The organism is Paraburkholderia phenazinium, assembly GCF_900100735.1.
GTDB lineage: Bacteria > Pseudomonadota > Gammaproteobacteria > Burkholderiales > Burkholderiaceae > Paraburkholderia > Paraburkholderia phenazinia.
The window spans coordinates 319,010-330,911 of the sequence record NZ_FNCJ01000004.1; the positions used below are offsets into that span (position 1 = coordinate 319,010).

The following is an 11,902-nucleotide window of genomic DNA, read 5'->3' on the forward strand; positions in this document are numbered from 1 at the left end:
CGCTTGCAGGCGCAAAACGGCGTGCGGCATTAGAGAAAGAGTTCGTCGTAGTTGACGGTGGCGGTGCCCAGCTTGCCGACCACGATGCCGGCGGCGCGGTTCGCCAGCGCCACGGCATCGACGAGCGACAGGCCCGCGCCGAGCATCACGGCCAGCGTGGCGATCACGGTGTCGCCCGCACCCGAGACATCATACACTTCGCGTGCTACGGCCGAGGCGTGCAGGATGCCATCGTCGGAGAAGAGCGTCATGCCCTCTTCCGAGCGCGTCAACAGCAGCGCCTTGAATTCGAGCTCGGCGCGCAGCTTGGTCACACGGGCAGTCAGGTCTTCTTCCGACTTCCACTGTCCGACCACCTCGCGCAACTCGGCGCGGTTCGGCGTGATCAACGTGGCGCCGCGATAGCGCTCCCAATCGTCGCCTTTCGGATCGACCAGTACCGGCTTGCCAGCGGCGTGCGCCTTGGCGATCATCTTCGTGACATGGGTCAGGCCGCCTTTGGCATAGTCCGACATCAGGATCACGTCGTGCGCGGGCAGCAGTTCGTCGAAGCGGGCGAGGCTCGCCAGCAGCACCTCGTGCGCAGGCGTGTTCTCGAAGTCGACCCGCAGCAACTGCTGCTGACGCGACAGCACGCGCAGCTTGATGGTGGTCAGCAGATCCGGGTCGCGCTCGAGATGCGGCACCACGCCGCTTTCGTCAAGCAACGTGATGATGCGCTCGCCGGGCTCGTCGTGCCCGACCACGCACAGGAGGCCTGCTTGCGCGCCGAGTGCCACCGCGTTGCGCGCCACGTTCGCAGCGCCGCCCAGGCGGTCTTCCTGCTTTTGCACATGCACGACCGGCACCGGCGCTTCCGGCGAAATACGATTGACGTCGCCGAACCAGTAACGGTCAAGCATCACGTCGCCCACCACCAGCACACGGGCGCCGGCGAGCCGTGCGCGCGGCACGGCGGCGGCGGTGGGCGCGGACACCGTGGCTTCGGTCATGGACTCAGGCATCGGCTGGGAGTTCGGAGGGTTGAGCATAGGGACGTCCAATCGAGTGGTAATCGATGCCCAGTTCTGTCATCGCTTCCGGTTCGTAGAGGTTGCGGCCGTCGAAAATGAGCGGCGTCTTCAGCACCGATTTCAGGTGCAGGAAGTCCGGGCTCTTGAACTCCTTCCATTCGGTGACGACCACGAGGGCGTCGGCACCGGTGAGGGTCTCGTTCTGCGTGCTGGTGAAGTGCAGACGCGCCATCTGCTCCGGTGCGTCATGCAGGTCGATCGCGAACACACGGCGCGCTTCGGCGATGGCAACCGGATCGTACGCCTGGACGTTGGCGCCGCGCGCCAGAAGCTCCGCGATGATGCGCCGGCTCGGCGCTTCACGCATGTCGTCGGTATTCGGCTTGAACGCGAGGCCCCAAACGGCGAAGGTGCGACCGCTCAGATCCTCGCCGAGCGAGCCGGTGATCTTGCGCACGAGCACTTCCTTCTGCTCGTGGTTCACCGCTTCGACGGCTTCGAGGATGCGCAGATTGTGGCCGCTTTCGCTGGCGGTACGCACCAGCGCCTGCACGTCCTTCGGGAAGCACGAACCGCCGTAGCCACAACCGGCATACAGGAAGTGATAGCCAATGCGCGGATCCGAACCAATGCCGCGGCGCACCGATTCGATATCGGCGCCGACGCGGTCGGCCAGGTTCGCCATCTCGTTCATGAAGGAAATGCGCGTGGCAAGCATCGCGTTGGCCGCGTACTTCGTGAATTCCGCCGAGCGCACATCCATGTAGAGCGTGCGTTCGTGATTGCGGTTAAACGGCGCGTACAAGCGCTTCATCAGTTCGCGAGCGCGCTGGCCCGCATCGTCCTCGTCAAGGCCGAGCACAATGCGATCGGGGCGCATGAAGTCGTCGACCGCCGCGCCCTCTTTCAGGAACTCGGGGTTCGAGACGACCGAGAAACGATGCTGTTCGCTATCGGCGAGACCGCGCTTCGCCAGCTCCTCCTCGACGACCGCGCGCACACGCTGCGCCGTGCCCACGGGGACCGTGGACTTGTCGACGATCACCTTGAAGCCGGTCATGGTACGGCCGATATTGCGCGCCGCTTCGAGAACGTACTGAAGGTCAGCCGAGCCGTCTTCGTCGGGCGGAGTGCCGACCGCGATGAACTGCACGTCGCCGTGAGCGACGCTGGCTTCGACATCCGTCGAAAACGTGATGCGCCGTGCCGCCCGGGTCCGCGCAATGATTTCCTGCAAGCCCGGCTCGTGAATCGGAACGCCGCCGTTGTTGAGGATTTCGATCTTGCGCGGGTCGACGTCCAGACAGAAAACGTCGTGACCGATTTCGGCCAGGCACGCGCCAGTGACCAGGCCAACATAGCCCGTGCCGATGATGGTAATTTTCATACGCGTTCCGGTAATGGGTTCCGGTAATGGTTTCCGGGTCAGCTCGATGCCGTGATCGGCTCGACCCGGCGCGGGGCATAGGTTTCCCACCCACTGCAACCCGGACACTGCCAGTAGAAAAGGCGTGCCCGGAAACCGCAATTCTGGCACGTATACCGTGGCAGATTTTTGGTGCGCTGCTTGATCAGCGTGCGCATCAGCTCCAGTTCGCTGCGCCGCGGTTCTTCCGCGGTGGCCTCCTGAGCCTCGAGCAGGCGTGTCATGCCGGCTAGATTGGGCGACTTCTGCATCTGCGAGCGCGCCAGCGCATGCGCTGCGTCCAGGCCCCGCAGGGCCGAGACGTGCTGGTAGGCGACATCCAGCAGATCGTTCGAAGGATAGCGGTCCACCCAGGTGGTCAGCAGATCCGCGCCGTCTTCCGGCCTGCCAAGCGCCGCGTAGGCCTTCATCAGCTTTTCCGCGACGAGCGGCAGATACGAGGAATTCTGCTCCTCGACCCGCAGCCATTGGGCGATCGCCGCCTCCGGCGCGCCGCCCACCATATCCACGTCACCGAACAGAATGGTGGCGCGGACACTATGCGGATTGGCCTTCAACGCCAGATGCAACTGGCGGCGGGCCTCGTCCGGCTTCTTCTGCTGCAGCGCTTCCTGTGCCAGCTCGCAATGGAACTGGGCAATTTCCTTGTCCAGAGATTCGGCCCCCATCGTTTCGAGATGGCGCGCCGTGTCGATCGACTTGTTCCAGTCTTTCTCGATTTCGTAGATGGTCAGCAGCGCACGCTGGGCGCCCAGCGCGTAATCGCCGCTTTCGAGCGCGCGGAACGTTTCTTCGGCGCGGTCGAGCAGACCCGCCTTCAGGAAGTCCTGACCCAGTTCATAGGCGGCGTGGTCGCGCTCCGTGACGGGCAGATCGGCGCGGCTCAGCAGGTTCTGGTGCACGCGAATCGCGCGGTCGGTCTCGCCGCGGCGGCGGAACAAATTGCCGAGGGCGAAGTGCAGTTCGATGGTTTCCGGGTCGAGCTTGACGACCTCGATAAACGCATCGATTGCCTGATCCGGCTGTTCGTTAAGCAGAAAATTGAGGCCGCGGAAATACGAACGCGGCAGGTTGGCGCTCTCGGACAGCAGCGTCTTGAGGTCGTAACGCGCGGCCATCCAGCCGAACGCGAAAGCGACGGGTACGACGAGCAGCCACCAGAAGTCTAGATCCATGCGATTGATCGGGAGTGCAGAAACGAAAGCCGCGCGCCTCGGGCACACGGCAGGGGAAAACCTAGATCAGCGGCGGCAGCGGCGGCGTTTCGACCACCACCGGGGTTTCGCGCGCTACACGCAACTCACGCTTGAGGCGCCCGTTCTCGAGCCGCAACCGGAACACCGCCGGTGCTGCTGAAACCAGCCCGGCCAGCAGGCCGACCACAAAGAACGCAAGACCGATCAGGATCAGCGGTGCGGACCAGGCGTAGCCAGCGAGGAAATTCAGCGTAGCGGTTTGCGTGTTGGACAGTGCGAGCACCAGCAGGAGCACGAACACCAGAACGCGGATCAACCAGACGATAAATTTCATGAATAAGGTCTCTTGACGGCAGTTGCGGGTAAGACGCCGGCTTGATGACGCGCGTCGCGCCACGCTGTCGCCCGCGCCGAAGTGACCCGTATTGTAATGGATGGCCCCGCCAGTGGGCAGCAACAAGCCATTTGCCTGCGCTTACGCGCGGTTTATCTGGCGCATGAGCGGCGTGGCGCCTGTTCAGCGCTCGAAACCACAGGCGAAAAAAAAGCGCCCGAAGGCGCTTTTTCTGGTCTTTTGCCGTCTGGCTTTGGCCGCTGACGCTACCAATGCCACGCTGCCAACCGCACAGCGGAGCATTTACAGGTCGTCGTCATCCGGCTCTTCAGCCTTCAGTGGCTCGCCCGAACGTCGATCTACCCGCTCACGCAACTCCTTGCCCGGCTTGAAGTGCGGTACGTACTTCTCAGGTACCAGTACTTTTTCACCCGACTTCGGATTGCGCCCGACGCGGGAGGGGCGACGATTGAGGCCGAAGCTGCCGAAGCCGCGAATTTCGATGCGATGGCCGTTGGCCAGAGCCTCCGACATCGCATCAAGCATCGTCTTCACCGCGAAATCCGCATCTTTAAGAACAAGTTGCGGAAATCGCGTAGCCAGCTGGGCGACCAATTCCGATTTGGTCATACTGCAGCAGACCTCTCAAGAAAACTCAAGGCTTACTGGTTTTGGCCGTCAAGCTTGGCCTTCAGCAGCGCGCCGAGGTTCGTCGTGCCGGTAGCAGCCGAGCTCGAATCCGACGAAGCCAGGCCGCGGATCGCTTCCTGTTGCTCAGCCGAGTCCTTGGCCTTGATCGACAGGTTGATGCCACGCGACTTGCGATCGATGTTGATGATCATCGCGTTGACCTTGTCGCCTTCCTTCAGCACGTTGCGAGCATCTTCCACGCGGTCTTGTGCGATTTCCGAAGCACGCAGGTAGCCTTCGACTTCCGCCGACAGCTGAACCACTGCACCCTTCGCGTCTACCGTCTTGACCACGCCGTCGACGATCGAACCCTTGTCGTTCATTGCAACGAAGTTGCTGAACGGGTCGCCTTCGAGCTGCTTGATGCCCAGCGAAATGCGTTCCTTCTCGACGTCGATGCCGAGAACGATCGCTTCCACCTCGTCGCCCTTCTTGTACTTGCGAACTGCTTCTTCGCCCGTTTCGCTCCACGACAGGTCCGACAGGTGAACCAGACCGTCGATGCCGCCCGGCAGACCGATGAAGACGCCGAAATCGGTAATCGACTTGATTGCGCCTTGCAGCTTGTCGCCCTTCTTGAAGTTGCGGCTGAAGTCATCCCACGGGTTCGGCTTGCATTGCTTCATGCCGAGGCTGATACGGCGGCGGTCTTCGTCGATTTCCAGAACCATGACTTCGACTTCGTCGCCCAGTTGCACAACCTTCGACGGTGCAACGTTCTTGTTCGTCCAGTCCATTTCCGACACGTGGACGAGGCCTTCGATGCCCGATTCCACTTCGACGAATGCGCCGTAGTCGGTGATGTTGGTGACCTTACCGAACAGGCGCGTGCCCGACGGGTAACGGCGGGAAATGCCTTCCCACGGATCGTCGCCCAGTTGCTTGATGCCGAGCGAAACGCGGTTCTTCTCTTGGTCGAACTTGAGGATCTTCGCAGTGACTTCCTGGCCAACCGACAGCACTTCGCTCGGGTGACGCACACGACGCCATGCGATGTCGGTGATGTGCAGCAGGCCGTCGATACCGCCGAGGTCCACGAATGCGCCGTAATCGGTGATGTTCTTCACCACGCCTTCCACGATCGCGCCTTCCTTCAGCGTTTCGAGCAGCTTTGCGCGCTCTTCGCCTTGGGTTGCTTCGATCACGGCACGGCGCGACAGCACGACGTTGTTACGCTTGCGGTCGAGCTTGATGACGCGGAATTCCAGCGTCTTGCCTTCGTACGGGGTCGTGTCCTTGACCGGACGCGTGTCGACCAGCGAACCCGGCAGGAATGCGCGGATGCCGTTGACCATGACGGTCATGCCGCCCTTGACCTTGCCCGTGATCGTGCCGGTCACGAGTTCGTTGTTGTCGAGAGCCTTTTCCAGCGACAGCCACGAAGCCAGGCGCTTCGCCTTGTCGCGCGACAGGATGGTGTCGCCATAGCCGTTTTCCAGCGCGTCGATCGCGACGGAAACGAAGTCGCCCGCCTGCACTTCTACCTCGCCCGCGTCGTTCAGGAACTCTTCGAGCGGGATGTAGGCTTCGGACTTGAGACCAGCGTTGACAACCACGAAGTTGTGGTCAACACGCACGACTTCGGCGGAGATAACCTCGCCAGCGCGCATGTCTTGCTTGGTCAGCGACTCTTCGAACAGAGCCGCAAAAGATTCGGTATTCGGGGTAGAGGTTTGCAGGTCGGACATAAAAATCAAAATTTGCATGGTTTTCGCGGTGCCCGGCTGACCGGATGGCCAGCAATGACGGCTGGAGTGCGAATGCCAAGCGGGGTTAAGGGGTTAAAACACGCTCCACGCACCTACGCGGAGCACCTACACGACAACATACTGCTTTTAAAGCTAATTTCCCTTCCGCATTTACACTGCATCACTGCATTTCACACGGCGGGGAGAAGCGCCTGGTACCACTGCACGACCTGATCGACCGCCTGGTCGACCGACAATGCGGAGGTATCCAGCAACTTTGCATCCGCTGCAGGCTTGAGTGGCGCGGCTGTGCGCTGACTGTCGCGCTCGTCGCGTTCACGCAAATCCCGGAGCAAGTCATCTATATTAGCAGAAAAACCTTTTTGGATCAATTGCTTATGCCGCCGGGCGGCGCGCGCCTCGGCGCTGGCCGTCAAAAACACCTTGAGCGCGGCGTCCTGGAAGATCACCGTGCCCATGTCGCGGCCGTCCGCGACCAGCCCCGGCTCCTTGCGAAAAGCCCGCTGACGGGCCACCAGCGCGGCTCGCACAGGTGCGTGGACGGCGATCGACGAAGCCCGCTTGCCGATTTCCTCGGCGCGGATCTCGCTCGACACGTCGACGCCGTCGAGCTGCGCGAGCCCCTCGCGGAAGGTGATATGGAGATCGTCGATCAGTTTGGCAAGGGCGTCGGCATCGTCCGGCGCAATGTTGTAACGGATGCTGGCCAGCGCAGCGAGCCGGTACAGGGCGCCGCTATCCAGCAGGTGGAAGCCGAGATTGGCGGCAACCAGCGCGGCCACGGTGCCTTTGCCGGAGGCGGTCGGGCCGTCGATCGTAATGACGGGCGTCTGGTGAAAGGGACGGGTCGGTTTCATCGAAAAAGTCGCACGTCAGGTCGATTCGGTCGAATCAAGGTTGGGCCAGCGCGATGAAGCGCTCGAAATAGTCAGGGAAGGTCTTGGCGACGCACTTCGGGTCGTTGATCCGCACCGGCACCCCGCCGAGGCTCACGAGCGAGAAACACATCGCCATGCGGTGGTCGTCGTAGGTGTCGATGGCGGCGTTCGGCGTCAGGCTCTCTGGCGGCGTCACGGCAATGTAGTCCTCGCCCTCCACCACCTTGGCGCCGACCTTGCGCAGTTCGGTCGCCATCGCCGCCAGCCGGTCGGTTTCCTTGACGCGCCAGCTCGCGATATTGCGCAGCGTGGTCGTGCCGTCCGCGAACAGCGCGGCGACTGCAATCGTCATGGCCGCGTCCGGAATCAGGTTGCAATCCATGTCGATCGGTTCCAGCTTGCCGTGATCGTGGCCGACGCCGCGCACCTCGATCCAGTCGTCGCCCATCGATACGTTCGCGCCCATGCGGATCAGCGCATCGGCAAAGCCGACGTCGCCCTGGATGCTGGCTCGGCCCACCCCTTCCACGCGCAACGGACCGCCACCAAGGGCGCCCGCCGCGAGAAAATACGAGGCGGACGACGCATCGCCCTCCACCATGATCTTGCCCGGCGACTGATAGCGCTGGCCGGACGGCACGGTGAACTGGTGCCAGCCATGGCGCTCGACCTGGATGCCGAAGCGCGCCATCAATTTGATCGTGATCTCGATATAGGGCTTGGAAATCAGCTCGCCTTCTACCTGCACCACCGTCGCACCGCTCTCGGTGCGCAGCAGCGGCAGCGTCATCAGCAACGCGGTGAGAAACTGACTCGACACGTCGCCTTTCACGCGGATCGGCGCCTCGACGGCGATCTGGCCCGCGCGAATGCGCAGCGGCGGATAGCCTTCGTTCTCCTCGTAGTCGATGCGCGCGCCGATCTGCCGCAGCCCGTCGACGAGGTCGCCGATCGGCCGCTCGTGCATACGCGGCACGCCATACACGCGATAGTCGCCGCCGTTGACCGCCAGCGCCGCCGTCAGCGGGCGCACCGCCGTGCCGGCATTGCCAAGGAAGAGGTCGGCGGTCTTGGCGGTGAACGCGCCACGTGTGCCGGTCACGACGCACTCGTCGCCTTCGCGCTTGAGTTTCACGCCGAGCTTTTCGAGCGCGTCGAGCATCACGCGCGTGTCGTCGGAATCGAGCAGATTGGTAATCGTGGTTTCGCCCTCGGCCAGCGCTGCGAGCAGCAGCACGCGGTTCGAAATGCTCTTCGAGCCTGGCAAGCGAATCGTGCCTGAGGCACGGGCAAACGGTCCGAGATCGAGGTATTCCATGATTGGTTCCAGTTCCGGTTATTTCGCGGGGTCAGCCGCGGCGGCAAGCGCCGCGCGCTGTTCCTGCCATTCGGTACGCGCCACGCGCGAGCGGGCGAAGACGGTTTCGAGCGCGGCGCCGTCCGCTGCCTCGATGGCGGCGCGCAAGCGCGTCAGCACCGCCGTATAGGCATCCAGTTCGTCGAGCAGCGCCGCGCGGTTCGCCACGCAGACATCGCGCCACATTTCGGGGCTCGATGCGGCGATCCGCGTGAAATCGCGGAAGCCACCTGCGGCGAAGGAAAATTTCAGTGCTGCGTCGGGCGAATTGAGAATCTGTTCGACCAGCGCAAACGACAGCAGATGCGGCAAATGGCTCACCGACGCAAACACGCGATCGTGCTGTTCGGGGCTCATCTCATGCACCGCTGCGCCGGTGGCACGCCACAGCGCGGCGACGCGCTCAACGGCTGCCGGCGGATTCTCGGGCAAGGCACACAGCACAACGTTGCGGCCGACGTACAGGTCCGGCAACGCGGCATCCACCCCGCTCGATTCCCGCCCGGCAATTGGATGGCCCGGTACGAATTGGCCAACCCGTTCGCCCAGCGCGGCCCGCGCTGCTGCGACGACGTCGGACTTGGTGCTGCCCGCGTCGGTGACGATGGTGTCCGGGTCGAGAAACGGTGCGATCCGCTCGAGCAGCGGCTGGGTCTGCGCCACAGGAGCTGCCAGCAGCACGAAATCCGCGCCGGACAGCGCAGCGCGCAGCGCTTCGTCGTCCGTGAGCGCGGCGCTGGCGTCGATCACGCCCAGTTCGAGCGCGCGCGCCGTCGAAGCCGGCGAGCGGCCCACCCCGATCACCGTGCGTGCCCCGGAGGTGGCGCCGCGCTCGCGCAGCGCGCGTGCGAGCGAGCCGCCGATCAGGCCGACACCGAAAATCACCAACTTGTTAAAAGAAAACCCGGCCACGTCGGTCACAGAGAAAAGCGCGCCATCGCAAGAAACGCTGGCGCGCGGGTCAAAATCTGGCGCTCGGTTCGAACGCCCGGCTCGGCCAATCAGGCCGGTGCGAGCGTCTTTTCGAGCGCAACGAGGAACGCTTCGTTTTCTTCCGGCAGGCCGATCGTGACACGCAGCCACTGCGGCAAGCCGTAATTGCCGACCGGACGCACGATCACGCCCTGCTTGAGCAACGCAAGGTTGACGCGGTTGCCGGCGTCATCGTCATTGCCGACGCGCACCAGAACGAAGTTACCGGACGACGGCACATACTCGAGACCGAGCTTGTCGAACGCTTCAGTCAGACGGTGATAGCCTTGCGCATTCAGCGCCGCGCTCTTTTCGAGGAACGCCGCGTCGTTCAAGGCCGCGATTGCCGCAGCCTGAGCCAGCGTGTTGACGTTGAACGGCTGGCGCAGACGGTTCAGCAGATCGGTCAGGGCCGGCTGCGCAATCGCGAAGCCGACGCGCAGGCCCGCCAGGCCGTATGCCTTCGAGAATGTGCGCGAGACCAGCAGGTTCGGAAAACGGCGCACCCAGGCGATCGAGTCGTAGCGCTTTTCCGGCGCCAGATATTCCGTGTAGGCCTCGTCGAGCACCACGACGACGTTGCTCGGCACCTTGGCGAGGAACGCTTCGAGCGCCGGGCCTTCGATGAACGTGCCGGTCGGGTTGTTCGGATTGGCGACGAAGATCAGGCGGGTGTCGTCGGTGATCGCGGCCAGCATCGCGTCGAGGTCGTGGCCGTGCTTGACCGCCGGCACCACGATGGCGCGCGCGCCCAGACCCTGGGTGGCGAGCGCGTACACCGCGAACGAGTACTGCGCATAGACGATCGACTGGCCCTTCTCCACCAGCGCGTGCGCGGCGATTTCGAGGATGTCGTTGCTGCCGTTGCCGAGCGTGATCCAGTCAGCCGGGACATCGTAGCGGCTGCTCAACGCTGCCTTCAGTTCAAACGCGTTCGCGTCCGGATAGCGGCCCAGTTCGCTGGCGGCCTTTGCCATGGCGCGCTGCGCCGACTCCGGCATACCCAGCGGATTCTCGTTCGACGCGAGCTTCACGATGTTCGCCTCATCGAGGCCAAATTCGCGGGCCACTTCTGAAATCGGCTTGCCAGCGATATAAGGCGCGATCGCGCGCACATAGGAAGGACCGAAAGGCGTTGTCATGAATATCTCCGGATCGACTAATTGAAGTAATGGATGAGGTTCGGCAAAGGACAGGGCCTGGGTGTCAGCGCGCCCGCGGGTAAGAGCCGAGAATCTTCATAAACTCCGCCTTTTCGGCGAGCTCGGCCAGCGCCGCCGCGACCGGGGCATCGTCCCGATGGCCTTCGACATCAATATAGAAGTAGTACTCCCACGTGCCGACCCGTGCCGGCCGCGACTCGAAGCGCGTCATCGACACACTGTGGCGCGCCAGCGGTTCGAGCAGCTTGAACACTGCGCCCGGCTGGTTGGCGACCGACACGATCAACGAGGTCTGGTCGTTACCGCTCACGCCGGCCGGCTCCTTGCCGATCATCACGAAGCGCGTGCGGTTGTGCGGATCGTCCTGGATCAGTGCATGCGCGACCTGCAGACCGTAATGGGCTGCGGCGCGATCGCCGGCAATCGCCGCCACGGTTGGATCGCTGGCGGCAAGCCGCGCGCCCTCGGCGTTGCTCGACACCGCCTGACGCTCCAGATGCGGCGCGTTCGACGCGAGCCAGCCCTGGCATTGCGCAAGCGCCTGCGGATGCGCGCACACGCGCGTCACGCCGGCCAGGTCGCCGTTCAGGGTCAGAAGATTGTGATGGATCGGCAAAGCGAGTTCGCCGCCGATCAGCAGTTGCGTTTGCAACAGCAGATCGAGCGTGCGCGACACGGCGCCTTCGGTCGAATTCTCCACCGGCACGACGCCAAATTCGGCGGCGCCGGCTTCGACCGAACGGAACACTTCGTCGATCGACGGGCACGGCAAGCCTTCGATCGACTGCCCGAAGTACTCGTGCATCGCCTGTTCGCTATAGGTGCCCACCGGGCCGAGATAGGCGGCCTTGATGGTCTTTTCGAGCGCACGGCTCGCCGCCATGATTTCGCGCCAGATCGCGCTGATGTGGTCGCTGGCAAGCGGCCCGTCGCTCATGTCCTGCAGACGCGCGATCACCTGCTGTTCGCGCTCCGGCCGGAACACCGGCGCGTTGAAATGCTTCTTGACCTCGCCGACTTCGAGCGCGATCGCGGCCCGCTGGTTGAGCAGGGCGATCAGTTGCGCGTCGATCACATCAATGCGTTCGCGCAGCGGTTTGAGTCGGGTATTAAGTTCGTCGTCCATGCGTAAAACGGCTCTGCCGGGAAACTGCGTGAAGGGAT

At 63.4% G+C, this 11,902-nt stretch carries 11 protein-coding genes; all 11 read right to left on the minus strand.

Annotation, left to right across the window (positions count from 1 at the left end; all coding sequences use genetic code 11):
• Positions 1-29 precede the first annotated feature (29 nt).
• The gene (gene rfaE1 / locus BLQ92_RS11810; protein ID WP_090684526.1) at positions 30-1,031 is read right to left on the minus strand and encodes a D-glycero-beta-D-manno-heptose-7-phosphate kinase; all 1,002 of its coding nucleotides are present in this window, start codon (positions 1,029-1,031) and stop codon (positions 30-32) included.
• Positions 997-2,400, minus strand: coding sequence for a UDP-glucose dehydrogenase family protein (locus tag BLQ92_RS11815; protein WP_090684529.1), 1,404 nt, complete (start codon positions 2,398-2,400; stop codon positions 997-999). The genes rfaE1 and BLQ92_RS11815 overlap by 35 nt, the downstream gene beginning before the upstream one ends.
• A 38-nt stretch (positions 2,401-2,438) precedes the next feature.
• The gene (gene lapB / locus BLQ92_RS11820) at positions 2,439-3,614 is read right to left on the minus strand and encodes a lipopolysaccharide assembly protein LapB (protein WP_090684532.1); all 1,176 of its coding nucleotides are present in this window, start codon (positions 3,612-3,614) and stop codon (positions 2,439-2,441) included.
• Between the two features lie 61 nt (positions 3,615-3,675).
• Entirely contained in the window at positions 3,676-3,969 is a 294-nt protein-coding gene (locus BLQ92_RS11825) for a LapA family protein (protein WP_090684534.1), read from the minus strand.
• A 303-nt stretch (positions 3,970-4,272) separates the two neighbouring features.
• Positions 4,273-4,599: an integration host factor subunit beta gene (locus BLQ92_RS11830; protein ID WP_074300394.1), complete on the minus strand. Its 327-nt coding sequence runs from the start codon at positions 4,597-4,599 to the stop codon at positions 4,273-4,275.
• Between the two features lie 32 nt (positions 4,600-4,631).
• Positions 4,632-6,365, minus strand: a complete 1,734-nt coding sequence (gene rpsA / locus BLQ92_RS11835) for a 30S ribosomal protein S1 (RefSeq protein WP_042321879.1) — start codon at positions 6,363-6,365, stop codon at positions 4,632-4,634.
• 173 nt (positions 6,366-6,538) lie between these two features.
• Positions 6,539-7,225 (minus strand): (d)CMP kinase, encoded by a 687-nt coding sequence (gene cmk, locus BLQ92_RS11840; RefSeq protein WP_090684536.1) that lies wholly within the window; start codon positions 7,223-7,225, stop codon positions 6,539-6,541.
• A 34-nt stretch (positions 7,226-7,259) separates the two neighbouring features.
• Complete coding sequence (aroA, locus tag BLQ92_RS40630) at positions 7,260-8,564, minus strand: 3-phosphoshikimate 1-carboxyvinyltransferase (protein WP_175772273.1); 1,305 nt, start codon at positions 8,562-8,564, stop codon at positions 7,260-7,262.
• An 18-nt stretch (positions 8,565-8,582) separates the two neighbouring features.
• On the minus strand, positions 8,583-9,524 hold the full coding sequence (locus BLQ92_RS40635) for a prephenate dehydrogenase (protein WP_175772272.1): 942 nt from the start codon (positions 9,522-9,524) through the stop codon (positions 8,583-8,585).
• Positions 9,525-9,604: 80 nt separating this feature from the next.
• Positions 9,605-10,717: a histidinol-phosphate transaminase gene (hisC, locus tag BLQ92_RS11850; RefSeq protein ID WP_090684538.1), complete on the minus strand. Its 1,113-nt coding sequence runs from the start codon at positions 10,715-10,717 to the stop codon at positions 9,605-9,607.
• Between the two features lie 64 nt (positions 10,718-10,781).
• A complete protein-coding gene (gene pheA, locus BLQ92_RS11855) occupies positions 10,782-11,864 on the minus strand; it encodes a prephenate dehydratase (protein WP_090684540.1) in 1,083 nt (360 codons plus the stop codon).
• Between the last annotated feature and the right edge of the window lie 38 nt (positions 11,865-11,902).